Below are 26626 nucleotides of genomic sequence, written 5' to 3'. Positions count from 1 at the left end.
TTACTTCAATGCAATCGGTTGTTGTTGTGTCACACAATGAATCATACCGCCATTTTTATAAAGCTCTCTCACATCAATACCGACTACTTTACGATCTGGATATAATTTCTGAATCGTATCGTTTGCGATTTTATCATTCGGATCATTATAATTAGGCACCAATACTACTGTATTCCCAATATAATAATTAATATATGACCCCTTATAATCGAGAGCTTTTCCATTTTCTAAAATAACTTTATTTTTACTAAGAGGTAAGTATTCATACTTATATTTCTGTCCTGATGCATTTTTTGCATCTAACAATTTATCCATATCTTTATTAGATAAACCCCATTCGGCTAGGTCATCTTCTTTCATCGTTACAATGGTAGATTTATTATGGAATTTAGCAAACCCATCAATATGAAAGTCCGTAATATCTAAATTGGGCACTCCGTCTAACCAAATAAAGTTTGTCACACCCAGGTCACTTATATATTTTTCAATTTCCTTTTCTGATAAATCCGGATTTCTATTTTTATTTGTTACCGCACTTCGAGTTAATAAAGCCGTCCCATTGCTGTCTAATTCAATTGCACCGCCTTCAAGGACAAATTTCCCCCAATCAATTCTTTCAATTCCTGCTTGTTTACTCACATTTTCACGTATACGAGCATCATTTTTGTACGGCGTTTTCTTTCCCCACCCATTAAATGCCGGGTCTAATATTTTCAAATTTTTATTATTGTCATAAACAAAGATTGGTCCACTATCCCGTGCCCATACATCATCAGTAGGAGCGATAAAGAAATCAATTTTATCCATATTCAGTCCTTTATCTATTAAAAGTTTATTGATTCGCTCTTTCTCCTCCTCGTCATATGCAACAATGTGGACTTTTTCCCCCTCAGTTAAAGCACTTGCCATCTTAACCCAAATCGGTTCAACTTCCTGCTTATACCCTTCACCATATGTGTATTCATGAGGCCATTGCAGCCATGTACCTTCATGTTTATCTTTTTCATCTGGCATCGTATATTTTCCGACGGTTTTCTGTATCTCTACTTTTTCTCCTTCTTTCCCCTTAGCATTTTCATTGTTCCCCTCAAAAGAGCATCCACTAACAATCGCTGTAGATATTGTAGCTATTAAACAAAACTTTATTGCTTTTTTCATTTTTCTAACCTCCTGTTCGTTACTTCAATAATGTAAAGCTTCACATAGTGTGAAGCTCAAGCTTTTTTACCGATGTAAAATTTACCAATTATTTTTCCGCATAAATTCATTACGTATAGATGAACTTCACACAGCAAATTTCCTATATTTAACATCCATATCATTTAACTTCCTATACAAAATTATTCTAATATTCCCCTTTCATCATTACTTCTTCAGCAAACTTAACATCTCCAAACAAAAAAATCGGTATTGATAAATACATATCAATACCGATTTTCAAATTATTATTTTCCTTCTATTAAATCATTCGCCATTTTCCTAAACTCTTGATTAAATGCATCATTCATACCATTTTGAACGTTAGAGAATAATATGACAAACGTTTTTTTATCCCAGTTAAAATTATTAAAAGTATTCCACCCCGCTAATACGCCGTGATTATGATAATAATCTGGATACGTATAGAAACTAAATCCATATCTTCTTGCAGGTGATGCCGTAAACATATCTAATACACTTTGTTTAGATAACAGCTTTCCATCCATTATTGCCTCATCTAATCTTTTCATATCTTCAACAGTTGTATACATTTCACCACACCCATACAACCAGTTCATTTTTAAGCGGGGTGCAGCTATTAATTCATTATCTTTTCTCGTATAACCTTCTGCTAAAAAAATATCTTCTGGGAGAGTCGCCCCCATTCCAGATTCATGCATGCCAGCAGAAGTAAAAATATTTTCTTTGACGTATTCAGCGAGCGGTTTATTCGTAATTTTTTCTATAATATATGCAAGCACCATATAATTATAGTCTGTATATTTCCAGCCTGTCCCTGCAGGAAACTGCAATTTTTGCGCTCCAATCCACGTTACTAACTTTAAACGTGACCCTGCATCCACCCTACCTTGTCCTTGATCTGGCAAGCCAGATGTGTGTGTTAATAGATTTCGTAGCGTAATGTTTTTATCTGCTGGAAACGATGGAATATATTTATTTACATTGTCTTCAATGTTTAATTTCCCTTTTTCTTTTAGCTGCATAATAGATATTGCAACGACCGTTTTCGTAATAGAACCAATACGATATTTCGTTCTTGGCGTTGTTACTACTTTATCTTTCACATTTGCATACCCATAACCTTTTCGTAAAATCACATGATCTTTACTAGCTACAAGAACGCTCCCATTAAATCCTTTATCTTTTAAATATTGATCTAGTTTTCCACCTACAGCTTCATAGCGTTTTTTCTCAGTTGCATCAACTTCTTGCATATCGTCCTTTTGCTTACTATTTACATTAGAAAATGCCTTTATATCATATTTCTTACCTTTATTTGCATGTATTAGTGCAACGACACTTCCACAAAAAATAGCAAAAATAAAGAAAACGATTAACCATTTCTTTAACATAATAGGAACCCTCTTTTATATAGTTTCACTTAACGTACATCCATTCTGTTCTATATCTTTTCATTTTCAAATATTTTATAATACTACCTATTATTCACCTAAATGAACTAGATTCCTTTTTCTCATATTCAGTTTTTAGCTACTCTCTATTGTATTTCTTTCTTGCAAAATTTCCACCTTACAATCGGATGCACCCTACTATAATTTCAACATCTTATGTAACATTTGTTACACATGATAAGAAACGGAGTTGTTACGATGAAAAATACTGACAAACGCAATCGCTTAAATGATAGGATGTTTCATTACAGGGTAACAAAAAATAACATAGTTTTAATTGAATATTACATAAAATAGATTATTATATTAAAAGGAAATGACGCTGACAAATTTTTATACAAAATAAATCATGCACATAATGATACAGAAAAACAACTCATTATGGCTAAAGTAACAGGCAATTTCGAAAGAGGAAATGAGCATAACTGAAAACGAATCTCATTTACATTTTAATTATACAACATATAAAAAAGAAATGTCGCTCATTCGGCATTTCTTTAGACTTTCTTCATAAAAAATTTACATTGCTAACTTTCTTTTATTTTTTGTTTTTTCTATATAAACTGACTGCTGAGATACATAGTAATACTACTATACACAACCACGCATACGTATACCCTTTCTTATCTACAATATAACCAAATAAAATAGGTGCAACAATAATAGCAATTTGATTGAATGTAAGTGCCAAACTAACTGTTATCCCAACAGAATCTTCCCTCGCCAACTCAGCAACTTCGGCTATAAAAAGACTAAACCATCCAATTGAAAAGAATCCTAACAATGCACTTACACCATACAATACCCCACTCGTTACTGTATGTATACTTATTACTAACAATAGAACCAAACCGATAGAAGCACAGACAGTTATAAATAAAGGTATGCGCCGATTTCCCTTATAAAACACATCACTAATAGCTGCTAATACAACACGACCAATCATTCCAGAAAAGAACATAACTGAAAATACTGTTCCGGCTACAATAGATGTAATGGATTGTTCCCTTACTAAAAATTTCATGAAGTGTCCAACTAACACCATTTGCAATGAAATCATGCAAATACCCGTTATATATATTGGATACAACTCTTTTTTACATATCACTACTTTTAGCTGTGTCCAAAAAGAAACTTTAATATGTTCTTTCCTTGCTTCCGCCTGAACATATGGCTCTTTATAAAACACCAAAAATAATAGCCCTCCAATAATACAAATGCACGCAATACTATTTATCGCGTAAGTCATATTATATTGTATTGTTAGAAACGGGATTAGCACTCCCGCTAACGCGCCACCAATCGGTATACCAGCTTGCCTTATTCCCATCGCTAACCCACGATTTTCTTTTGGGAACCATTTTAAAATCACTTTACTTCCTCCTGGTTGGGAAACACTATAAAACATGCCCATTAATAAAAGTACAAATAATAACCCATTAAATTCACTTACTATATTAGTCAGTAAAAGCGAACTCCCTAGCAAAAATGAACTGATAGAAATTAATATTTTTTCATTATATTGATCAAGTAGCCGACCGACAAAAAGCATACAAAATAACGGCCCAACATTTACAACACTTACTAATAATCCACTCTCCGTATTCGTAAGTGCATATTCTTCTTTCCAAAATAAAGCGAAAACCCCGACACCATACGTTATAAGTGTCGCTGTTGTTTGAGCAATCGTCGCAACAATTAACATAACCCATTTATAAGTACGATTCACCCTTTCTTCAATCAACATAATAATCCCTCCCGCTTCCATTGTATAAAAGTTCTGATATCATATAAAATAAAGATTCATCATATAATCCATCAAAAAAATTGATACCTTTTCGGAGGGATGATACGTGGACATAAAAGATTTAACTGTTTTTTACGAAGTCGCGAAGGAAAATAATATTTCTCACGCAGCGAAAAATTTGAACTACGTACAATCAGGCGTAACAATGCGTATGAAACAACTAGAAAATGAATTAGGCGTGCCTTTATTTTACCGTAACGGAAAAGGTGTAACTTTAACTTCTAACGGTGAGATTTTATTAACGTACGCCAAACAAATTATCCACTTAATGGATCAATCTATAAAAGCGGTTCAAAGTAATGGAACTGATCCTAAAGGCACTTTGACAATCGGATGTACAGAATCTACAACTGCGGTAAGGCTCCCCTCTATATTAACGGCCTACTATGAGAAATACCCAAAAGTCGATTTAATTTTAGAAACAAATACGACTGAACAACTAATTAAGCTTGTATTCGAGCGAAAACTAGACGGAGCGTTTATAGCTGGCTCTACTCAGCATGCTGAACTCCATACAACTGTATTTCATGAAGAAGAATTGGTTCTTATTAGTAAAAAACCTTTGTCCTCTCTTACAGACATAGAAGATATGAATTTACTTGCTTTTAGTCACGGGTGCTATTATAGAAGTTTATTAGAAGACTGGCTTCAAGAAGAAGACATCTCACCTAAACGAGTTTTAGAATTCGGGACAATCGAAGCTATACTTGCATGTGTAAAATCAAGTATGGGCGTAGCGATTATGATGAAATCAATTTTAAAGGGGCATGAACATGACGTATCATTCAATCCTTTACCCAATAGCTTCAAAAAAGTTCCTACTACTTTCATTACTAGAAACGATATATTTCGCTCAGCTGCATTACAAAAATTTATGGAGATGACTCACAATGCATGAAAAGAAAATACGTGGTATGAAACGAAAAACAAACACTATGATTAAGCGCATTGAGGAACATACAAAAACGTTCCCTTCTACTTTCTATAACGATGAATATTGGTATATGCCTTTACCAGTTTCTCAAGCTTTTATCGAGTCTCATAAAATACCTAGAAAAGTAAAACGATTATGTATACAAACCTTAATAGATCGAGTGAATCATTTAATAAAAATAAAACCGAGTGATACACATACATATCGAGTTGTTACTTTAATTTCTATAGAGAATTTATGGGAATCGCAAATTATCGTATTCAAAAACGATGACTATTTTCATAACTTTTTCAATAGAAATAATGAATTTCAAAAATGGATTTCTCTTTCAAATGAAATTGATTTTTGGAAAACATGGGGAATTTCAATTTGTCCTACTGCCCAAATTTTACACTTTCAAGAAGTCATTTATGATGAAGATGCAATCGATAAAAAAGAGATTTGGTTTATTGGAGAGTTATCTTAAAAGGGGTACTTTCAAATGAAAAGCTTCCCTTTTTTCACTTAATGAAATCGCTATATAATGAATTTATTATTTACTATATCGGAGGTTTTCAAATGGTAATACCTAAATATCCTGATGTCCCTACTCTTACGAAAAAACAAATCGATCAAATTACAGAAATCGTTTTTCTAAAAGAAATAACAACACAAAAATGTGATGCTATTTTCGTTTTCGGCGGTTCTCATCCCGGCAATTGGCAAGCTCCTCTAGAAGCTTACCGACAAGGTTTAGGAAATCAAATTATCGTTACAGGTGGTACTAGTTTGCATGGCATGAAACATCCGAGCTGGAATTACGGGGATTTGTCAGATGCAGAAGTAATTGTAACTAAATTAATTGAACATGGCGTACCAAAAGATGCTATCATGTTCGAGAAAAACTCCCTCCATTCTATCGCTAATGTAATAGAAGCGAAAAAGATTTTTGATTTTACAAAGATTAATCGCCTACTATTTGTTTGCAAAAGCTTAGGCGCTGGTCGGCAATACAGAGTATTAAAAAAACATTTACCTAAAACTATTACTTGTATCCCATATACATTTGATACAAGTTTCGATGGTGAGTTTATAATTAATAGATATAATTGGATGGAAAATGAGAAAAGCCGCTCTATGATTTTTGCAGAATACTTGAGAAATATTTGCTACGGTAGAAAAGGCGGCATTGAGCCACCTGAAAATGAGGTTGAAGGTTTAGAAGAATATGTATCCTACTACTATAATCTAGCATAATAGAAAAAGGTATACCAAAACCTCGGTATACCTTTTCTCCTATTTATTTTTCTTTTAACACACTATGTAATCGATCAGGATAATTTGTAAACATTCCTGTAGCACCCCATTTCATTAACAATCTCATATCTGGTTTCTCATTAATTGTATAAGGGTGAATTAACAGACCATTATTTCTAGCCATTTTCATATATGACTCATCAATAATTAGTTCTCCGTTATCATTGCGTAAGTTCGGTCCAATACCAACTGCATACTTTTTAATTTCTTGAAAATCTTCATTTGTTACACGTTTCGGTTCATGTGTAATGCTAGACCATTCAACAATCTCATTGTTTTCATTTGGATAATACCAAAGCAGTTGAACTAACGGAATATTTTTATTCATACTATGAATCTTTGTTAAACTATCTTTACTAAATGACTGAATCATAACACGGCTAGAAGACATGTTTTGACCTACTAAATTATATTTTTTTAATAAAGCTAATAATTTCTCTTCCATTCCTGGATACACATCTGGTGATTTTGTTTCAATGTAATACTTCATGCTTCTTCCGTACTTTTGGAAAATTTCTTCAAGAGTCGGAACCTTTTGACCAACGTACTCTTGCTTAGCCTTTTCTGGATAAGCTTTATTGAACCAAGATCCTGCATCTAAGCTTTTTATTTCACTTAATGTTTTATCTCGTACTTCACCTGTTCCATTTGTAGTGCGATCAACTGCTGTATCATGCATTGCAATCAACTGGCCGTCCTTAGTTAACTGAATATCTAATTCCAAATAATCCGCTTTCATTTTTTTCACAAGATCATAAGAAGCAAAAGTATGCTCAGGTGCATGTCCACTTGCTCCGCGATGTGCAATATTTAAAAACTTATTCGTATTCCATTCATGCTTCCCTTCTGCTTTCGCATGAACAGCTCCCCCAGCAAAGATACTTCCCGTCATAAAGAAGATAACTAACACGCTAATAATTTTTCTCATCCTTCTAACCCTTCCTACGTTGCAAATTTCAACAAGTTAATGAGATTTACACGAAATAGAAGATATACTTTCATTATTTTTATAAGCTTATATTAAAATTTCAGTCTTACGAATATACTTTCCCTATGTTATTAATATAGAAAACTATTTATTTTCTTTATCCCTCCTTTCCACATGTAACTTCCCTATTGTGTACGTTTCAACCAATAAAAAAAGCCATAAATTATTTAAAGGACACTTCTGTATCCCTAAATAAATTTATGGCTTATCTCAAACATCTCCGGCCTCGATTAACTTGTCGAAATTAATCATACCAAACCTATTAAAATTTGTGAATATTATTTAAATAGATATTTTCTATACTAAAGCAAACGGCGGCATTAACTGCGGACCCTTTCCCATACGTGCCAACATCCAATCATCGTAATACCACATTTCCGTTTGACGACGACTCATCATATAATCCCAGCGTACTTCACGCTCAAATTCGATGATTTGTCCGTCGCCTCCAATTGTCACCCAGTTAAAACTCCCATTATCATGCATCATTTTCACCCATAAAACAGGAAAAGTAACAATTTCTCCTTCACCTTTATACTGTCTCGTTTGTTTTTCTATACGAATTAAAGTTAAACCACTTGCATATTGTTGATCAACCTTTTCCATTACATCCATTGCTATTTGTTCAGCATCATCTTTACGAGGCAGTTTATTTGAGTATACCGGCATCATATTCGTATAACTTAATAAACACTTATCATTTTGAGTAGTAATGGTTGTAATATGAGCACCGCCATAATGTAACAACTCTTCCGCCTGATAGCGCTTGATGAAAACTTGTACACCGTCACGTAATTCTTCATGCTCCCGTACTAACTTTACACACTTCGGAAGTGGTAATAACATTGACACTTCTTTACTACAATTTTGAAAAGTATTATATTGATTCGCCATTTAACATCTCTCCCTTATATATAATTCTTCTGGAACATGTGTAAGAAATTCCGTTAGCTCCCCGGCATAATATACATATAATTCATGCATCGCCCTCGTACATGCTGTGTAAAATAAATTGCGTTCAGACTCCCTATAATAACTTTCATGAGAAGCATCAAATATAATAACAGCGTCAAATTCTATCCCTTTCGCCAAATAAGCAGGAATAACAACAACGCCTTTCTCATAAGTTGTATTCTCTTTTTTCATAAGATGGACGTGTAATGTATTCCCTATTAACTCCATCACTTTCATACATTCTTCATTTGTTTTACAAATAACTGCAATCGTTTTATGTCCTTTTTCTTCTAACTCTTTCATCTTAAAAATCATATTTTCTACATGCTCTCGTTCATCACTTACTTTTATATAAACGGGCTTCTTACCATCCCTGTTAAAAGCTTCAATATCATTTCCATTTGGAATCATACACTTTGTAAATTCAATGATTGGTTTTGTCGATCGATAACTCCGGTTAAGCTGGACTGTTTCTACTTTACGATTTCCAAATAATGCGGAGATAAAATTGTTCTCTCTATTGTAATCATGAGAAAAAATATTTTGATTGAGATCACCAAGTAATGTCCATTTCGCCTTCGGAAATAGTCGTTTTAGAAATGCTAATTCAAAGGATGTATAATCCTGCACTTCATCGATAAATACAAATTTCACAAGATGATTCGTTTTAAAACCTTCAAGTAATTCTTTTAAAAACAAATACGGCGTAACATCTTCATTTGCTAGCTGTTTATCCTTCAAACGCTTCACTGTCTGCTTACATATATCTTCCCAGCAATCTGGTACGAAAATATCTTTCTGCTTACTTTCAAATAACTGCTCAAAAATTGCAGGATGATTTACAAAAGCAAATTTTTTCACCTTTCTACGTAGCGAACGAAAATGTTTCTTCACTACATATTTCGTTAATAACTCATGTTCTTTCTCATAATAATCAAATTGATTATCTTTCTCTATTTTTTCATATATGCGATTGTAATCTTCTTTATTTAAATACTGAACTTCTCGTTCCACCCAATCTTTTTTCGCTTCTATCTTTTCAAAATCATTTAACTTCCGAAGAACCCATTCCATTGTAAGTTGCATTCGATTCGGTATAGCAATAGACATGTCTAGACTATAAAAATAATTACATATGGATTTTGCTTTTATAAGTACTTCACTTTTACATGTAACATCATGAAAGTGTAAACCTTTTTCCCCTAGACTTTTCGCGTATTTCTCAAGTAGTCCCATAAATTCAACCGAGGATTTATATTGAATTCCCTTCACTCTAGTTTCATACGTACTTTCATGCTTCTTCGTTAATACGTATTCTAACTGCGCAAATGAATCTTCTACAGTAAAGCTTTTTCCAATCACATGTTCCACATACGCTTGAAAAGTCGTTTGTTGCATATTCTCTTCCCCAAGCTCTGGCAAAACGTTTGCAATATAACTATTGAACAACTCATTCGGAGAAAACAGTAACATTTGATCCGCATGAACCGTGCCGCGGTAATGATACAATAAATAAGCAACGCGCTGCAGTGCCGCTGAAGTTTTCCCGCTCCCAGCAGTTCCTTGCACAATTAACACATCACTTTTATCGTTTCGAATAATTTGATTTTGTTCTCTTTGTATTGTCGTTACAATGCTTTTCATTTGTTCACTTGCATTTCGTCCCAGTGCTTCTTGTAATAATTCATCACCTATCGTCACACCTGTATCAAACATACTTTGAATCGTTCCGTTTCGAATCATGTATTGACGTTTTAAAAGCAAATCACCTGAAATCGTACCTATTGGCGCTTTATACTGTGCCCTGCCTAAAGTGTAATCATAATAAAGACTCGAAATAGGTGCCCGCCAATCATATACTAAAAACTCATCATTTTCTTTATCATAAAAAGAGCCGATACCGATATACATTTCATCGGCATCCGCTTCATCATCTTCTTTAAAATCAATCCGGCCAAAATACGGCGTTTCTTTTATTTTCATTAAAAGGTTATATTCATTTTTCGTATGACGATGTGTATGTTCTCTTTCAGTGAGAAGCTCTGCCTCTTGCCTAATACTCGCCGCCGTTTCAACCGCTTCTTTAATATTATCTATATTTACTTTTACATCTTCCCAAAAGTTTTTTCTAATACTAACAATTTCAGACTTCACCGATCCAACTCGGCCATCAAGCTCTTTCAGTTCTTCATCTACTTTTTCAATGACTATATTTACACGTTTTTTCTCTTTTTTATAATGATTCATATAATCTCCCCTTCTCATACTGTTTGAAAGCCTTATATGATACGTAACTTTTTACTTTTGAAAAATGCCACAGGCAACAATTTTCCATGACTTTTGGAACTCTTCGTTTATCCTCTCTTCTTTCCATCTCTCAGAAAAGGCAGGATGATAAAACACTGAAAGTAACCGAAATAGCGTATGCGCTAAAAACAAACTATCTTGTTTTTCAATCTCATTGCGCTCTATCCCGCGATTTATCACATTCTCCAGTTGTCCAACTAATCTTTCCTCATGCTTTTGAATTACCTTATTCTTTTGCTGCACTAATGAACTATTCAATGTAAATAACTCTTCGTTTTCCAGCAACTCTTTCTTTTTAAGCTGAAATAAACGAAAGAACCACTCTTGTAAAATGCTTTCCGTCTCTCCATCTTTTCCTGCAATTTTCTCAAGCTGATCCGAGTATTTGAACAGCCACCTTTCTAAAATAGCATCGCGCAGCGTGGCCTTACTCCGAAAATAAGAATATAAAGCTGCATGACTAACATCAAGTGACTTCGCAATACTAACAAGTGTCGTTCTGCTCCATCCATATTTCATTAACTCTTTTTCCGCTGCATCTAAAACAACATTTTTCGTTAACGCCTTATCTGTCATTTTTCTCACCGTCCATTTTATTTACATAACAATATCATTCCAATAACAACTTACATTTTTTATTTTTTGTAAGTTAAGTGCAAAAAAATACTATTTCAATTAGGTTATAAGATTAACACATCCTCTTTCAACTTACAATATTTTTATTTTGTAAGTTGAAAGCATAATAGAAGAATTGCCTTATATAAGACAATTCTTCCTCGTTACTTAAAAATTACATAATAAATGATTCATTACTTCATTAAGTACTGCATCTGGATTTGCTACCTCTTTTTCCAAACGCCATCCTATAAAACCATCTGGTCTAATTAATACAGCTCCTCCATTCTCTATCCCATATAATTCACGAAAAACATTTTCTTGAGCAATAAAGTCTCCACTTCCCCCTACTCGATACAGTTTAATATTTATTCCTAATTTAGATGAAACATCAAATACAGCTTCAGCCCAAGAGCTATTGTCTACTCCAGTAAGTAATACAAAATTGTTACCAAATAAGTCTAATATAGAAGCTTCTTTCCCTTTATACATCCCCCAAAAGTGCGGCGCTCGCGTTCCAGGTCTCCCGTTCAACTCTACGCTATCCATTCTATGTGGAGTGACTGAGTCATCTATAATCGCCTCTGAACAATACTGATATCCAACTGTAACAGCTAAACCATCCATATTATTCAAACTGCCTTCCTCTCTATTCGCAGCACGAAACAGTAAACTACTCGCATAATCTGTCGTTAATTTTGCAACAGGATATCTCTCTTCATGATATGTTTCTAACAATTTTGATTTTGCCTTGCCTTTTATAACAGCCGCTAATTTCCAAGCTAAATTGTGCGCATCTTGTATTCCTGTATTGGAACCAAACCCTCCAGTTGGCGGCATAATATGTGCAGAATCGCCAACTAAAAAAACGCGATTATCTTGAAATTTTGTAGCAGTACTTTCAGTCGCTTCCCACGGTAAAACACTTACTATTTCTGACTCAGCATTTGTACTTCCAATTGCGGTTTGAATAATTTGTTTACAACGTTCTATAGTGAAATCCTCTGGTCTCTCTCCTTTTAATGGATCGTAGGATACATGGTAAATCCATCTTCTTTCGTTATCAACTGGAATAAGCGCACCAAGAACTTCCGGATGAAGTACCATAGTAAAACCAAATGCATCTCCTTGTATAAACTCACTTAAATCCGCTTCAAAATAAATATTCATATAATAGCCACCGATTGTACCTCGTCCCTCCGCACTTATCCCTAGCTGCTCACGTATTTTACTTTTTGCCCCATCTGCTGCAATTACATAATCACAATGTATGACACTTTCTTTTTCTGTTTCACGATTTCGAATTTTTGCGATTACTCCTTGCTCATTTTGTTCATAAGAAACTAATTCATGATAAAAAGATAATTCTCCGCCTAATGTTCTCGCTTCTTGTAACATGATCTCTTCTAAAGTAATTTGATAACAAGCAGTTTGTTTTGATGGACTAATCTCTTCTATTTTCTGAAGTAACTTTTCATCATTTTCATACTGATTCGCCCTCATTTGTGCCAATTCTTCCTGATTCGCCTCAGCTATTGTATGAACCGCTATTCTTCCTCGGCAATTTTCTAACGCTTTACCCGCTGATCTAATTCTTTGTTCTAAACCTAATTCTCGAAATAACTCCATCGTACGAAAAGTAATTCCACCCGCTTTTGGATGAATTGCAGTAGACGGATGCCTTTCAATAAGTAAGTACTTAATGTTATGTTTTGCAAGGAATAACGCAGATGCTAATCCTGATAATCCCCCTCCAACAATTAAAACTGGTACATCATTCGATTTCATATATTTATCCTCCACATCATTGTTCTGAGCTCAGTGACATAAATATAATCAAAAAAACAACAAAAATATAGACTTATATTTTATTTTAAAGTATCATATAGATAGATTACGCCCCAAATTACTTTTACTCTTTCATATATCTATAATCCGCTTGTATTATGTATATATGAAAGAGTAAAACGAAACAACTCACTTTAAAATAATAAAAACATGATAAGCGGTCGTAACCCTAAAAATTATACAGGGTTACGACCGCTTAATTTTTTGTTCAATGGCTTAACTATCCTCATCTAGAAACAACGTATTATTAAATCATTTTCTATTTTAAAACTTTATCCATTCCAATATGTAATTCTTTTCTACCCCCTTTATCATTTTCAACATAAAAAATTCATTCGTCTCGATTTTCTTTCCCAATATTGCAGTTCATACAACAATCATGTAGCATTACGGTATCGAAATAATGGTCCATCATTTTAAACCTTTCGACTAATTTTTGGAGGTAAAGTGATTGAAATGAATAAACAAGAACAATTAAATGTTATAAAAAAAGATTTTATTGATTCTCAAAAAGTATTATTGGCAATTGGCGATGAAACACGTCAAGCTATTTTGTTAGTTCTCATGGAAACGGAATGTCAAACCGGATTACGTGTAGGAGAAATTACGAAACAAACACACCTTTCTCGGCCAGCGGTATCACATCACCTAAGGATTTTACGAGAAGCCGGTATTATTTTAATGCGTAAAGAAGGTACAAAAAACTTTTATTATATTGATATACGTACAAAATTAAGTTTATTAAAAAATCTTGTATTAGACATTGAAAAGCTATTGCACAACTTTTATCCCACTTTAACGGGCAGTAAGACCCCCACCTCAAAATTCAGCGAAAGCAAAGAATTTAGATAGGGGATCAACTGCCCATAAAAGTCCGATTGGTGAGGGCTGATAATCAGTGGGGGATGAAGCCACCCACAGTTTCATTTTATTGAAATTTGGAGGTATAAGAAATGAAAGCGATGATAATTGATAAATACGGAAAAGTCCCAATGCATATGGCAGAGGTACCTACTCCTGAAATAAATGAGTATGAAGTGCTCGCAGAAATTCATGCAGCTAGCATTAACCCAATTGATTTTAAAATACGCGATGGAAAGGTAAAAATGTTACTGAAATATGAAATGCCTCTAATCCTTGGGAATGACTTTTCCGGTGTCATTACGAAGGTTGGATCAAAAGTAACTCGTTTTAAAGCCGGTGATGAAATATATGCTCGTCCAAGAAAAAATAAGATTGGTACTTTTGCGGAATATATAGCCATTCATGAAGATGATATAGCCTTAAAACCGAAAAATTTAAGTTTTGAGGAAGCTGCTTCAATTCCACTCGTTGGCTTAACATCCTATCAAGCTTTACATGACATCATGCACTTACAAAAAGGTCAAAAGATTTTAATTCACGCTGGATCTGGTGGTGTTGGTACTTTCGCAATTCAGTTAGCAAAAATAATGGGTGCTACTGTTACAACGACTGCTAGTGAAGCTGGTGCGAATTTAGTCAAGTCTCTTGGTGCAGATGAAATTATTAATTACAAAACAGAAAAATTTGAAGAAATACTAACAAATTATGATGCAGTATTTGATACAATTGGCGGTACAACACTTGAAAAATCATTCAACATTATAAAAAGCGGTGGCAACATTGTTTCCGTTTCAGGTACGCCGAATGCTCGATTCGGTAAAGAATTCGGTTCAGGATTTTTCAAAACACTCTTATTTTCATTAGCAAGCAAAAAACTTACTGCACTTGAAAAGAAGCATAATGCTCAATATTCATTTTTATTTATGAAGCCAAGCGGAGATCAACTACGTACTATTGCAAACTATATTGAAGCCGGAAAAATCAAACCGGTAATCGATCGAGTTTTTTCATTTGAAGATGCTCAAAAAGCAATGGAATATTCAGAGGCTGGCAGAGCAAAAGGAAAAATAATCGTAAAAATTAAGTAATAATAAAAACTCCATTTTTTAAAATGGAGTTTTTATATTTGCTGTTAAATAGACATAGTGCAGTGAAGTCCTTACAATAGATTGCAAGGGGAAATATCATATTATACTTTTAGCTAATTTTACAAAGAATACATACGTACACATACATAATAAAAAAATAAACAAGGAGGAGATAAAATGACTAAAAATAATGAAGCAGGTTGGAATTTAGACAATAGTTATGCTACTTTACCACATTCATTTTATACAGAAATCCCCCCTACTCCCGTAAGTTCACCGGAGTTAGTTAAGCTAAACCATTCACTTGCGATATCTCTTGGCTTTAATCCGGAAGAACTGAAGAAAGAAACCGAAATTGCGATTTTCGCCGGTAATGCACTACCAGAAGGAGCTCATCCATTAGCTCAAGCGTATGCTGGTCATCAATTTGGACATTTTAATATGTTAGGCGACGGTCGTGCTCTTTTAATTGGTGAACAAATTACTCCTTCAGGTAAACGTTTTGACATTCAGCTGAAAGGTTCTGGCCCTACTCCTTATTCACGCCGTGGTGATGGTCGTGCTGCACTCGGTCCGATGCTACGTGAATATATTATTAGCGAAGCAATGTATGCACTTGATATCCCAACTACCCGCAGTTTAGCAGTTGTCACAACAGGTGAGCCAACCTATCGTGAAACAAAGTTACCTGGAGCTATTTTAACTAGAGTTGCAAGCAGCCATATACGCGTCGGCACATTTCAATATGCTGCAGCTCGCGGTTCTATCGAGGATCTTCAATCGCTAGCTGACTATACAATAAAAAGACATTACCCAGAAATTGAAGATCATGAAAACCGATATACTGCATTGCTACAAGAAGTCATCAAAAAACAAGCCAGCCTCATCTCTAAATGGCAACTTGTTGGATTTATTCACGGCGTAATGAATACTGACAATATAACGATTAGCGGTGAAACGATTGATTACGGCCCTTGTGCATTTATGGACCATTACGACCAAGGAACTGTATTTAGCTCTATTGATACACAAGGCCGCTACGCATATGGAAACCAACCATATATGGCCGCATGGGACCTCGCGCGATTAGCAGAATCTTTAATACCAATTCTGCACGAAGATGAAGAAGAAGCATTAAAAATTGCTCAAGACGAAATTTCAAAATTTAGCGTACAGTATGAAAACCTGTGGTTCCTTGGAATGAAAAAGAAATTAGGACTATTTAGCAACGTAGAACAAGATCATTCACTTATTGAGCAACTTTTAAAAATGATGGAGAAATATAAAGCGGATTACACAAATACATTCCGTTCATTAACTCTTAATACGTTAGAAAATACCCCTCTATTCGATAGCCCTGAATTTAAAGAATGGTACAAACTGTGGCAATCTCGATTAGAAAAACAAGATGAATCGAAAGAAAATGCCTACGAAATGATGAAAAATAATAACCCATCAATCATCCCTAGGAACCACCGTGTAGAAGAAGCATTAGAAGCAGCTGTCACAAATGGCGACTATAGCGTAATGGAAAAACTTCTTGAAGCTCTAGCAAATCCTTATGCGTATGCTACAGAGCAAGAAGAATACTGCGTTCCACCTGCGCCTACGAATCGTCCTTATCGTACTTTTTGTGGGACTTGATTGTTTAATATGTAAAAAGGTGTATTCATACAAATTGTGTGAACACACCTTTTTTATATCCTCACCTCTCAACTAGAACTTTAAAATGCCTCTTCACCAATTCCTTTCTTTACTCCAAAACAAAAACATCACTATTCCAATTGGCTTACTAAAATATTTGTTAAACAAATATTGAGAAATAAAAATCATATTTCTAAATATTGTTATTTTTGATACTATATTTTATAAGAATATTCAAAAAGTGAGGGGATTTCATGAACGTTCAACTACAAGGTAATGAACAAGTTACAAAATTATTTAATGACTGGTATTTAGCTATGCTAAAACAAGATGTGTCCCAAGCGACAAACTTAAAGCATGAAATTGAGGAAAAGAAACTAAACTTCGAGGAAGATGAAAATTTAGCATTATATCATTCCTTACTAGAGTTTCGACATAAAGTTTTGACAGATAGTTTAAGTATTTCAAAAGATAGCTTTGATAAAATAGATTCTTACGTAATCTCATCCAATCATCCACTGTCTTACTACTATCATTTTTTTAAAGGCATTTATGCAACTTTAACCACAGACTATAACTTAGCTAGCGAACATTATGAACAGGCTAAGTTATTATTAGTAAATAACACTGATAATCTAGAGCATGCTGAATTTTATTATCGAATGGCGATTTTCCATTATCACTTTTACCAACCAATTGAATCTATTGAATATGCAACTAAGGCTAAAGAGATTTTCGATAAACAAACTGGCTTTGAAGTTAAAGTTGGATTATGTAAAAATACATTAGGTGCCTCATTTGTATATTTAAAACAATATGAACAAGCGGAAGAGCAATATAATTCAGCAATACATCTTTTACAAAAATCTGATGAAAAAGAATTAATTTTAAGTGTACGTAATAATTTGGGTTGGTTATATGCCAGTCAAAACCTCTCCACACTCGCAATCCGTCACCTATCAGAAGTGACCGAAAAGAAACCAACACATTTCAAGGCTCTCTTCTTGCAAGCAAGAGAACACTCTAAACTAGATGAAACAAGTATCGCTGAAGGATTAATCCAAAAAGGGTTAAAAATTTGTACGGAATTAAATAATGAAGAATATATATATCATTTTAAAATTCTAAACGAACTAAATAATAATGTTAGTTCTGAAGAATTAGAAACAATTATCCTTAAAGGAATTACGTTTTTCGACAAAGAATTATTATATAACTACACTCAAGAATACTCAGAAAAATTAGCTGTTAAATTTTATAGTGAAAATAATCACATTAAGGCAAGTGAATATTTTCATAAAGCGTTACAAGCAAAAGAAAAAACGTTTGAGAAAGGGGCATTGAAATGATTAAAAAAATTAGCTCTGTTTTTTTAGGACTATCTGTTTTCGGTATTTTGGCTACTGGTATTCATAATTCATTTACATACCAAGCGGGTCATGCTGATCTTCCTGCACCACAAAGACCTGACCTTGTTCAATCCGTTGACGTAAGTAAAGACTATAACTCAACAATAGCTGAAAAAACACTTTAGAAAACGAAAGACCTTCATTAAGAAGGTCTTTTTTAATAAGCTTATTTAGAATATTTCCCTTTCATATAGGCTTTATTTTCTCATCAACTCCGCAATCCCCTTACTCCCCTCACTATCAACTTTCTCAAGTTCCTCCACAACTAATTTCCGTCTCCCCACAGAATGATTTTGACTTAGCTTTGCTTTTCCTTCTATTTTACTAATCTTAATTTTAAAACCAATTATCCCCTTACTTAATCCCGCCATATAATTCGGATCTACATCATCAAATGAGTAGGCACTCTGTGGATCTTCATATGTATGTACTAACTCTTGAAGAGAATCTATTAATTCCTGTTCTTCTTCAACAATTTCTAATTCACCCTATACATGCACTGCAACGTAATTCCATGTTGGTACTGCATTGTTTGTTTCATACCATGACGGCGATATGTAACTGTGTGGCCCTTGGAATATAGCGAGTACTTGTTGATTCCCACTATCTTTCCACTGTTCATTCGGCCGTGCGAAATGACCATGTAACGTGAGTGTTTCCCTATTTAACAACAACGGCAAATGTGTTGCATATGGTTCCCCGTTATGTTGAGAAAATAATGTCGCAAAGCTATTTTGTTCAATTATTTCGTACTTCATCTCTTCATCTTGTATTGCAAAGTATTTTGGTATATACATAAACTCCCTCTTTTCCACTCTTTTATTTCTCATTATATTTAAGTCTCGTTTCATTCAATAGGGCCAGTTTGTATTTCTTTTACAATAGCAGCTTTCTATCCAAAAAGAACAGGCGGCATATACTCCATGCCGCCTTAGTTTATTTCTTCTAATATATTTGTAATAAATTTCGTCTTACCTTCACTGTAGCTCGTTCTACTTTTTGATTCTCTTGCTAACTCGTCCTTTAAACGACCATATTCACCAGCAACATCTTCATGTTCACGAAGGTAATCCCGAAACGCTATATGTTTTCTTAACTCTTCACTATTTTTATCACAAACATATAAATGATGTTCCATCCAAACTGTACTTTCTTCACTCCACGGAACGAAAGCGTCCTTTCTGCCAAACGCCTCTCTCCCTTTGTAACTCCATTCTGCCTGATGATAGTATACTATCGTTTCAAGTTTTTTTACTATTTCAGGAAAGATTTCATAATCTTCTATTACAATATCAATATCTAATATTGGTTTTGCTGCAAGCCCTTTAATAGATGTACTCCCAACATGTTCAATGGATAAAATGCTGTCTTCCATTACATCGTTAATGAGAGTTTGTAGCTTATTAAATTCACTTTCCCATTTGATGTTATATTCTTCGATAGTAATTCTTTGTTTCAATGTATCCCTCTCCTCAAAAGCAACTATAACCTCTGAATATGAGTATCCTTAAAATCTGTCTCATATTTCAATCCATATCCAAACATTCGATCCATTCCAATATGTGCTGTCCATATTAATCCAATCATTATAACCGTATCTATCTTAAAATAAACTCCTATGATAGCTATTATTATCGATATAATATATGTGTGACATATATTATAAATTTTAGCACCTACATGATTATTTATACCATACGCTAACATTGATAAATCCGGAGCTAAAAGGAACAGAAAAAATATTATCCAACTAAATTCATATACTGAATACGCATAAATCGCAGCTATGAAAACAACTAGCCCTTCAAAATGTACAATGCGTTTTTGCATTCTTTATCATTCCTATTTTTCTATATTTACCGATAAAGTTTCATCACTGAAAGTATCCTTTGCATTTTTTGACCAGATGGTTGCTAAAATCGGTCCTGCAATGTTATGCCATACTGCTGCTAATACACTTGGAAGCGCAGCTGCTGGTCCAAAATGTGCTGTTGCTAAGGCAACACCTAGGCCTGAATTTTGCATTCCTACTTCTATTGAAATAGCTCTTCTTGTCCCTTCATCTAGTCCAAGTACGAATGCTGTTATATATCCGAGTAAAAAACCGAAAGCATTATGGAGCATAACGGCAATAAAGATAAGAAGGCCTGAAGAAGTAATACTACTTACATTTGCTGAAACTACCGCTGAAACAATAATGATAATTGCTAAAACTGATATGAAAGGGATAACGGTCATTCCTTTCGTAACAGTTTTCGGGAAAAACTTCTTCACTACTAATCCTAAAATAATAGGTATGATAATGACTTGTACGATAGAAAGAAACATAGACATAGGATTAACCGGCATCCATTGTCCTGCAAGCAATAGTAAAATAAGAGGTGTAGCAATTGGTGCTAGTAACGTTGATAATGATGTCATTGCAATAGACAACGCTAAGTTCCCTTTTGCTAAATAAACCATAACATTTGATGCAGTGCCACCCGGTACTGAACCGAGTAACACTAATCCAGCTGCTAATTCGGCTGGCAGATTCATAACGTAGGCTAGTACGTATGCGACAAGTGGCATAATAATAAACTGGGCACATACACCGATAATAACTGGCAATGGTTTTGTAGCAATGATTTTAAAATCAACAGCCTTTAACGTTAATCCCATCCCAAACATAACAACCCCAAGTAAAATCGTTATGTAACTAGTTAACCCTAGAAATGGAGCAGGAATAAAATACGCAATAGCTGCAATACAAATAACCCAAAATGCAAAATACTTTCCAGCTATATTACTTATCGCTTCTAGTACTTTCACCCAATCAGCCCCTATCCTTTAACTGAAAAACTTTATTCGGATTCAAAATATTTTGCGGGTCAAGAGCTTTCTTTATTTTCTCCATTACGAGTAATGCCGCCCCATGTTCTTCTTCTTGATACTTCCGCTTTCCGATTCCAACGCCATGTTCTCCCGTACACGTTCCCCCTCGTTTAAGAGCATATAAAACGATACTTTCATTTATTTCGTCTGCCTTTTCCACTTCTTCTTTATCGTTAGGATCAACCATTAAAAGCACATGGAAATTCCCATCTCCTACATGACCAAGAATACCACCAACAAGACCAACCTTATCTAATGTCTCTCTCGCATGTTGAATTGCCCCAGCCAATTCTGAAATTGGTACACATACGTCTGTACTCATAAGCTTTTTACCAGGATAGCTATGGACGTAAGCGTATGCTAGATTATGCCGCGCATCCCATAATTTATTTCTCGCTGCCGTTTCCGTCTCAAAAGCAACTTCTTTACATTTATGATCAAAAACAATTTCTTTCGTAAACTCAATATCTTGCTTTAGCCCTGCTTCATTACCATGAAACTCTAAAAACAGCGTAGGCTCTTCTCTGTAACTTGTTTCACTATAATGATTGACTTGTTTCATAGATAGTTCATCAACGAGTTCAATTCTCGCAATCGGAATACCCGCTTGTAATATGTTAATAACAGCTTCTACTGCATCATTTATAGCCGGAAACGATGCTCTCGCGGCCATAACATGTTCTGGTATACCGTATACTTTTAGTGTTAATTCCGTAAAACATCCAAGCGTCCCTTCTGACCCTACGAAAACACCGTTTAAATGGTAACCTGATGATGACTTCGCCGCTAAATTCCCAGTATGTATTACTTCTCCATCAGCAAGAACGACTTCTAAATCACGAACTTGATCACGCATTACTCCATACTTAACCGCTGTCGTTCCGCTTGCATTTGTAGCAGCCATTCCACCTAACGTTGCATCTGCTCCTGGATCCACACTAAAAAACAATCCATACTTTTTCAATTCTTTATTAAGCTGAGAGCGAGTCACTCCTGGTTGTACTCTCACTAGAAAATCTTTCTCTCTTATTTCAAGAATTTTGTTCATTAACGAAAAATCAACTGTAATCCCTTTTTCATAAGGAATTACGTGTCCCTCTAAACTGGACCCTACTCCAAACGGAACGACAGCTGTTCCGTGCTGACTCGCTACTTTCATTATCGCGCTAACTTCTTCGGTCGTTTTCGGAAAAACTACTACATCAGGTAAACTACTAGCATGATAAGATTCATCTTTACTATGTAACTCTCTTACTGTCGTATTGATTACTACTCGATCTTCAGGAATTACGTTTTTTAATTCATTTACTAAACGCTCTACTGTTATTTCCATCGTACACTCTCCTACTCTCTATAAATTTGAATTACAAAATATGTTAAGTGTTTTATACATAATAATCCGAAAAATTAAATAATTCAAGTTTTACATAAATGAAATTCGTTTCCTACTATCCAATAAACAAAAAGAACTTGCAATTAATTGAATATAGATTAAATAGTATAATAAAATAAAACCAGACCTTATATTTAGAGTTTTTGAGTTTGATTATATATAATCAAACTTTTTGTTTGTATGGGGTAGCACAAATAAAACGCGAATTTCGTACGCTAAGGATATCCAATATAAAAAATCCCAATCTCTCAGTGATATACATAAGAAATTGGGATTTAATTATTTAACAATTGCACTCAACTGTTAAATAATATCTATTTTTTCATACGCTTTACAAACCTATAACCTGTTATCTCGTAACCAAGGAATTTATATAGTTCGTGTGCCTTTATCCTCTGTTCACTTTTTCCACTTAGAAGATAAATAAAATTAGAACCCCTTTTCAAAGACCATTCTTCCACATATTTAATCAATGCTTTCGCAATACCTTGACCACGATATTCTTTCTTTGTAACTAGCGATGTTATTTGAATCTTTTCATCATTGTTTGTGTACGTTGTATGAATTGTTATTCCTATCATCCCTACTAAGTTATTATCATTTATTGCAACAAAGGTGTAGTAATTTGGATTGGATTCGATACGTTGCATTCTTACTTTCATTTCATCTAATGAACTGGGATAACCTAAATCTGGCATTAAATCTGTAAATTGTTTGATGTCATCAGAATTATATTTTCTTATCTCCACTAAGGAACCCCCCACATTTTTTCTCTAATTATATCATCTTTAATATTACAATATTTGTCTTAACGTACAGAATCCGCGTTATGTTGGTGTACCCCATGCCCATCACCTTAAGAATTTAGAACTTCCCCAAAAAATTATGAGTTTTTTGTTACAAGTTATCACAAAATTTTCGTTTTTTTGGTAGTTTTATTTTCTTAGCTTGATTACGATGAGCGGCACCCCATAAAGGCCCCTAATACATAATTGATGTTCTGCCATTTGTAGAAAACAATTCACTTATACCATTTTAACAAGAAGAAATATCTCGTCCATGTTGTAATATTGGCTTACGTTAAGCTTGTGAAAAAAACATATTCATGTATAATACAATTGATGTATGATACATTAGTTGTAGGAGGGGGACCTTTTTGAAAAGAGAAGATGCCTTAAAACTAAGAACAGATATTAAGAAAATGATTGTAATAACTGGGGTTTTTGAATCTCAAAATTTGCCCAATGGACCATTTGAAAAACCTTTACCAACTTCTCAAATGATGGCGTTAGAAGAACTAGAGGTGGAAAAATTAACAGTTTGGCAACTATCCAATAAACTTAGATTAGAGACTTCAACTGTAAGTAGATTGGTAGATAAGTTAGTAAAAAAGGGGCTTATTTATCGTGAAGTAAATGAAAAAAATAGAAGAGAACTTTTTCTGCACCTCACAGAAAAAGGTCACATAACTGTTAATTGCTTAAGAGAGCAATCCATTACATTTTATCAAAGTATTCTCAATAATTTATCAGAGTCAGAACAAAAAATAGTTGTGGATGGTTTTGAATTATTTATTGATTCTATTTCTAAGTCTTTTGATTAGAATGAGGTAAATCATAACATTTGGAGGATAAAATGAGTTTGCATTTTGAACGTCCTATTATTGAATTAAAAGAGAAATTTGATGAATTAAAGAAAATTATGAAAGAAAATAATGTAGATTTATCTTCAGAAATTCATGAATTAGAAAAACGTTTAAATAAAATGCAAGATAAAATTTATTCTAATATTACACCTTTTCAACGAGTTCAAATTGCAAGGCTACGTAACCGGCCCACGACATTGGACTATATACCTTTATTGTTTACAAACTTTCTCGAACTTCATGGTGATCGATTATATGGTGATGATAAAGCAATGATAGGTGGTATTGCAAAATTTAAAGGAATGCCCGTTACGGTTATTGGTCATCAAAGAGGTAGAAATACAAAGGAAAGTATAGAAAGAAATTTTGGAATGGCACATCCAGAAGGTTATAGAAAAGCGCTAAGACTTATGAAACAAGCTGATAAATTTAATCGCCCTATTATTACATTTATTGATACAATAGGCGCCTATCCAGGGATAGGGTCTGAAGAACGTGGAATTTCTGAAGCGATAGCTCGAAATCTATTTGAAATGACTACACTTAAAGTGCCAATTGTTTGTATTGTAATTGGAGAGGCATCAAGTGGTGGGGCTCTTGGCATTAGTGTCGGTAACCATATCCATATGTTAGAGTATTCATGGTACTCGGTAATTTCGCCAGAAGGAGCAGCATCTATCCTATGGAAGGACGCTAAGTATGCTCCAGAAGCTGCTGAACATATGAAAATTTCAGCAAAAGATTTAAAACATTTAGGAATTATTGATGAAATCATCCCTGAAATTAAAGGTGGAGCACAAAATGATATAAAATCACAGGCAAAAATGATTGAATCTGTAATCGAATCATCTCTAAAAAAATTGATACCATTATCCTCGGAAGAGCTTATACAACAGCGATATGAAAAGTATAGACAAATAGAGAATTATAAATGAAAGTATTTAAAGTCCATATTACATTTCGGAGGATTCTCGCGAAAAAAATTCTAAATATTTTGTAAGCAACCTCTTAAACCGGGATATGCTGACACTATTACTCTACAAAAGATGTGTGATCGGTATGGAAAAGGAAAATTTGTTCAAATGGAAGCATTATCACATGCCCATCAACTTAAGAAATTGATTGTTCCCCAAAACGAAAAAATGAGCTAAATTCTCATAAATAACTGTAAAAAGGTGAAAATTTCGGTATGGGGGGGTATCTCAAAACTTAGGTTGATGGCAATGTGGCGTGACCCCTGTATGTAAAAATACATCCATTAAATCAATCTTTTTTGAGATAATGGATGTATTTTTTTATTTTTCATTTACCTACATTTTGATTATTATATTACATATAATACCGTAGATATTTAAATGTAACTACAATAAAAAAGGCACTACATCATTAAAATGTAATACCTTTTTAGTAGTTTGCTTATAAATATTTTACCCTAGATAACAATTATGGCAAGTTCTTTTCTATAAAGTGAAACTTTAATCAGTAGGAGTTTCATCCCCCACTGATTATTAGTTGAACCAATCGGGCTTTTACGGGCAGTCCGACCCCTACCTAACTTCTTTGCTTTCGTTGAAATATGAGATGGGGGTCTTACTGCCCGTTAATGCGGGATAAAACTATATTTTAAACGACTTCTTTATTAACAACATAAACCAAATTAAAGTAACTGCCATCAACGAATGAGAAAAACCAACAATATAAGTTAACCCTTTAAAGTCCGCTCCATTTAACTGAAGAAGCCCTCTTGCTGCTAGCGAACCTAACATTAAAATTAATGCGATATTATGTACAACAAACCACTTATTAAAACTTTTCGCTTCATGAAACGCGAATACTTTTGCTAATCCTAAAGCAATTAAAAAGAAGAAAAAGCCGAGTACAAGTGTATGTGTATGTAAAAGGTTTAACAAAGTAGATCCTACAATCCCTTTATACTTTCCATACTCCCTAGCGAAAATCCCTGATAATAAACCGATAATCAAATACGTAAACGATGCATTATATAATTTCTTCATTATGTACCTCCTTGAGTAGAATGTGTAGTGTGTCATATTTAGTAATAATGATAGTTATATAGTAAAAACTCCTAGTCACCTAGGAGTCATTGTATAAGCATCTCACTCTTTACAATCAATTCTAATTATAAAATATCCCTTTATACAAAACAAACGAACTTTATGTGAACAATCAGGACTCTATTAAAATATGTTGCGATTTTGTATTACACAATCCATACTAATGATTATAAATGTTAAAGGTGGTGCATTGGATTGATAGTTCTTGAAACTGAACGCCTCGTTCTTCGCTGGTTTGATATAAAAGATGCT

24 protein-coding genes and 2 pseudogenes are annotated in these 26626 nt (G+C 34.0%); 11 read left to right on the top strand and 15 right to left on the bottom strand.

All coding sequences use genetic code 11. The features are described from left to right. Both MR079_RS13260 and MR079_RS13255 read right to left on the bottom strand, forming a co-directional pair. Window positions 1-1158 (bottom strand): agmatine deiminase family protein, encoded by a 1158-nt coding sequence (locus MR079_RS13260; protein ID WP_242294119.1) that lies wholly within the window; start codon window positions 1156-1158, stop codon window positions 1-3. A gap of 287 nt (window positions 1159-1445) precedes the next feature. Further along, on the bottom strand, window positions 1446-2573 hold the full coding sequence (locus MR079_RS13255; protein ID WP_242294118.1) for a serine hydrolase domain-containing protein: 1128 nt from the start codon (window positions 2571-2573) through the stop codon (window positions 1446-1448). A gap of 258 nt (window positions 2574-2831) precedes the next feature. On the opposite strand from MR079_RS13255, the pseudogene MR079_RS13250 reads away from it, so the two are divergent. Next, a pseudogene (locus tag MR079_RS13250) lies at window positions 2832-3062 on the top strand (hypothetical protein). Window positions 3063-3171: 109 nt separating this feature from the next. Here the strand turns inward: MR079_RS13250 and MR079_RS13245 are convergent. After that, a complete protein-coding gene (locus MR079_RS13245) occupies window positions 3172-4380 on the bottom strand; it encodes an MFS transporter (RefSeq protein ID WP_242294117.1) in 1209 nt (402 codons plus the stop codon). 106 nt (window positions 4381-4486) lie between these two features. Between MR079_RS13245 and MR079_RS13240 the strand changes: the two genes are divergently transcribed. The 3 genes from MR079_RS13240 to MR079_RS13230 all read left to right on the top strand — a co-directional run bounded on the left by MR079_RS13240 (window position 4487) and on the right by MR079_RS13230 (window position 6610). Continuing rightward, the gene (locus MR079_RS13240; RefSeq protein ID WP_000351705.1) at window positions 4487-5338 is read left to right on the top strand and encodes a LysR family transcriptional regulator; all 852 of its coding nucleotides are present in this window, start codon (window positions 4487-4489) and stop codon (window positions 5336-5338) included. Then, on the top strand, window positions 5331-5840 hold the full coding sequence (locus tag MR079_RS13235) for a DUF3916 domain-containing protein (protein WP_139866256.1): 510 nt from the start codon (window positions 5331-5333) through the stop codon (window positions 5838-5840). Before MR079_RS13240 ends, MR079_RS13235 begins: the two co-directional genes overlap by 8 nt. A 92-nt stretch (window positions 5841-5932) precedes the next feature. Further along, window positions 5933-6610, top strand: a complete 678-nt coding sequence (locus MR079_RS13230) for a YdcF family protein (protein ID WP_242294116.1) — start codon at window positions 5933-5935, stop codon at window positions 6608-6610. Between the two features lie 43 nt (window positions 6611-6653). On the opposite strand, the gene MR079_RS13225 is transcribed toward MR079_RS13230, so the two are convergent. From MR079_RS13225 to MR079_RS13205, 5 genes are all read right to left on the bottom strand, one after another. Then, a complete protein-coding gene (locus MR079_RS13225) occupies window positions 6654-7598 on the bottom strand; it encodes a glycerophosphodiester phosphodiesterase (protein ID WP_242294115.1) in 945 nt (314 codons plus the stop codon). Window positions 7599-7955: 357 nt separating this feature from the next. After that, window positions 7956-8552 (bottom strand): hypothetical protein, encoded by a 597-nt coding sequence (locus tag MR079_RS13220; protein ID WP_242294114.1) that lies wholly within the window; start codon window positions 8550-8552, stop codon window positions 7956-7958. Beyond that, window positions 8553-10859, bottom strand: coding sequence for an RNA polymerase recycling motor HelD (gene helD, locus MR079_RS13215; protein ID WP_242294113.1), 2307 nt, complete (start codon window positions 10857-10859; stop codon window positions 8553-8555). 51 nt (window positions 10860-10910) lie between these two features. Further along, window positions 10911-11495, bottom strand: coding sequence for a TetR/AcrR family transcriptional regulator (locus MR079_RS13210; protein ID WP_242294112.1), 585 nt, complete (start codon window positions 11493-11495; stop codon window positions 10911-10913). Window positions 11496-11702: 207 nt separating this feature from the next. Then, the gene (locus tag MR079_RS13205) at window positions 11703-13322 is read right to left on the bottom strand and encodes an FAD-dependent oxidoreductase (RefSeq protein ID WP_242294111.1); all 1620 of its coding nucleotides are present in this window, start codon (window positions 13320-13322) and stop codon (window positions 11703-11705) included. Between the two features lie 507 nt (window positions 13323-13829). Between MR079_RS13205 and MR079_RS13200 the strand changes: the two genes are divergently transcribed. The 5 genes from MR079_RS13200 to MR079_RS13180 all read left to right on the top strand — a co-directional run bounded on the left by MR079_RS13200 (window position 13830) and on the right by MR079_RS13180 (window position 18512). Continuing rightward, window positions 13830-14234, top strand: coding sequence for an ArsR/SmtB family transcription factor (locus MR079_RS13200; RefSeq protein WP_061654120.1), 405 nt, complete (start codon window positions 13830-13832; stop codon window positions 14232-14234). Window positions 14235-14335: 101 nt separating this feature from the next. Next, window positions 14336-15334, top strand: coding sequence for an NADP-dependent oxidoreductase (locus MR079_RS13195; protein ID WP_242294110.1), 999 nt, complete (start codon window positions 14336-14338; stop codon window positions 15332-15334). A 177-nt stretch (window positions 15335-15511) separates the two neighbouring features. Further along, complete coding sequence (locus MR079_RS13190) at window positions 15512-16978, top strand: protein adenylyltransferase SelO (RefSeq protein WP_242294109.1); 1467 nt, start codon at window positions 15512-15514, stop codon at window positions 16976-16978. Between the two features lie 254 nt (window positions 16979-17232). Further along, the gene (locus tag MR079_RS13185; protein ID WP_014893568.1) at window positions 17233-18327 is read left to right on the top strand and encodes a response regulator aspartate phosphatase; all 1095 of its coding nucleotides are present in this window, start codon (window positions 17233-17235) and stop codon (window positions 18325-18327) included. Next, entirely contained in the window at window positions 18324-18512 is a 189-nt protein-coding gene (locus tag MR079_RS13180; protein ID WP_014893567.1) for a Phr family secreted Rap phosphatase inhibitor, read from the top strand. The genes MR079_RS13185 and MR079_RS13180 overlap by 4 nt, the downstream gene beginning before the upstream one ends. Window positions 18513-18584: 72 nt before the next feature. Here MR079_RS13180 and MR079_RS13175 read toward each other — a convergent pair. The 6 genes and pseudogenes from MR079_RS13175 to MR079_RS13150 form a co-directional block, all read right to left on the bottom strand. Then, window positions 18585-19184: pseudogene (locus MR079_RS13175) on the bottom strand (FMN-binding negative transcriptional regulator). Window positions 19185-19318: 134 nt separating this feature from the next. Next, entirely contained in the window at window positions 19319-19846 is a 528-nt protein-coding gene (locus tag MR079_RS13170) for a GrpB family protein (protein WP_242294108.1), read from the bottom strand. A gap of 23 nt (window positions 19847-19869) precedes the next feature. Continuing rightward, on the bottom strand, window positions 19870-20217 hold the full coding sequence (locus MR079_RS13165) for a DUF4260 domain-containing protein (protein ID WP_113742113.1): 348 nt from the start codon (window positions 20215-20217) through the stop codon (window positions 19870-19872). 12 nt (window positions 20218-20229) lie between these two features. Beyond that, a complete protein-coding gene (locus MR079_RS13160) occupies window positions 20230-21198 on the bottom strand; it encodes a bile acid:sodium symporter family protein (RefSeq protein ID WP_242294107.1) in 969 nt (322 codons plus the stop codon). A 4-nt stretch (window positions 21199-21202) separates the two neighbouring features. Next, window positions 21203-22594: an FAD-binding oxidoreductase gene (locus MR079_RS13155; protein ID WP_242294106.1), complete on the bottom strand. Its 1392-nt coding sequence runs from the start codon at window positions 22592-22594 to the stop codon at window positions 21203-21205. Window positions 22595-22968: 374 nt separating this feature from the next. Beyond that, window positions 22969-23403, bottom strand: a complete 435-nt coding sequence (locus tag MR079_RS13150; RefSeq protein WP_000405815.1) for a GNAT family N-acetyltransferase — start codon at window positions 23401-23403, stop codon at window positions 22969-22971. Window positions 23404-23810: 407 nt separating this feature from the next. Here MR079_RS13150 and MR079_RS13145 point away from each other — a divergent pair, with 407 nt between their 5' ends. Next, window positions 23811-24257, top strand: a complete 447-nt coding sequence (locus tag MR079_RS13145; RefSeq protein ID WP_000817666.1) for a MarR family winged helix-turn-helix transcriptional regulator — start codon at window positions 23811-23813, stop codon at window positions 24255-24257. 32 nt (window positions 24258-24289) lie between these two features. Next, window positions 24290-25234, top strand: a complete 945-nt coding sequence (locus MR079_RS13140; RefSeq protein ID WP_000052087.1) for an acetyl-CoA carboxylase carboxyltransferase subunit alpha — start codon at window positions 24290-24292, stop codon at window positions 25232-25234. A gap of 681 nt (window positions 25235-25915) precedes the next feature. On the opposite strand, the gene MR079_RS13135 is transcribed toward MR079_RS13140, so the two are convergent. Continuing rightward, a complete protein-coding gene (locus tag MR079_RS13135) occupies window positions 25916-26314 on the bottom strand; it encodes a DUF2871 family protein (protein ID WP_000737904.1) in 399 nt (132 codons plus the stop codon). Window positions 26315-26626 lie beyond the last annotated feature (312 nt).

Source organism: Bacillus cereus group sp. BfR-BA-01381 (assembly GCF_022663555.1).
Classification (GTDB): domain Bacteria; phylum Bacillota; class Bacilli; order Bacillales; family Bacillaceae_G; genus Bacillus_A; species Bacillus_A pacificus.
The sequence above is the reverse complement of the archived record's forward strand: the minus strand, read 5'-3'. Positions and strand labels throughout refer to the sequence as shown.

Coding starts and splice junctions, on each gene's coding strand:
- helD (WP_242294113.1), bottom strand. CDS start 10,859: ATGAATCATTATAAAAAAGAGAAAAAACGTGTAAATATAGTCATTGAA.
- MR079_RS13260 (WP_242294119.1), bottom strand. CDS start 1,158: ATGAAAAAAGCAATAAAGTTTTGTTTAATAGCTACAATATCTACAGCG.
- MR079_RS13135 (WP_000737904.1), bottom strand. CDS start 26,314: ATGAAGAAATTATATAATGCATCGTTTACGTATTTGATTATCGGTTTA.
- MR079_RS13205 (WP_242294111.1), bottom strand. CDS start 13,322: ATGAAATCGAATGATGTACCAGTTTTAATTGTTGGAGGGGGATTATCA.
- MR079_RS13255 (WP_242294118.1), bottom strand. CDS start 2,573: ATGTTAAAGAAATGGTTAATCGTTTTCTTTATTTTTGCTATTTTTTGT.
- MR079_RS13165 (WP_113742113.1), bottom strand. CDS start 20,217: ATGCAAAAACGCATTGTACATTTTGAAGGGCTAGTTGTTTTCATAGCT.
- MR079_RS13190 (WP_242294109.1), top strand. CDS start 15,512: ATGACTAAAAATAATGAAGCAGGTTGGAATTTAGACAATAGTTATGCT.
- MR079_RS13210 (WP_242294112.1), bottom strand. CDS start 11,495: ATGACAGATAAGGCGTTAACGAAAAATGTTGTTTTAGATGCAGCGGAA.
- MR079_RS13185 (WP_014893568.1), top strand. CDS start 17,233: ATGAACGTTCAACTACAAGGTAATGAACAAGTTACAAAATTATTTAAT.
- MR079_RS13155 (WP_242294106.1), bottom strand. CDS start 22,594: ATGGAAATAACAGTAGAGCGTTTAGTAAATGAATTAAAAAACGTAATT.
- MR079_RS13140 (WP_000052087.1), top strand. CDS start 24,290: ATGAGTTTGCATTTTGAACGTCCTATTATTGAATTAAAAGAGAAATTT.
- MR079_RS13225 (WP_242294115.1), bottom strand. CDS start 7,598: ATGAGAAAAATTATTAGCGTGTTAGTTATCTTCTTTATGACGGGAAGT.
- MR079_RS13195 (WP_242294110.1), top strand. CDS start 14,336: ATGAAAGCGATGATAATTGATAAATACGGAAAAGTCCCAATGCATATG.
- MR079_RS13220 (WP_242294114.1), bottom strand. CDS start 8,552: ATGGCGAATCAATATAATACTTTTCAAAATTGTAGTAAAGAAGTGTCA.
- MR079_RS13245 (WP_242294117.1), bottom strand. CDS start 4,380: ATGTTGATTGAAGAAAGGGTGAATCGTACTTATAAATGGGTTATGTTA.
- MR079_RS13180 (WP_014893567.1), top strand. CDS start 18,324: ATGATTAAAAAAATTAGCTCTGTTTTTTTAGGACTATCTGTTTTCGGT.
- MR079_RS13235 (WP_139866256.1), top strand. CDS start 5,331: ATGCATGAAAAGAAAATACGTGGTATGAAACGAAAAACAAACACTATG.
- MR079_RS13230 (WP_242294116.1), top strand. CDS start 5,933: ATGGTAATACCTAAATATCCTGATGTCCCTACTCTTACGAAAAAACAA.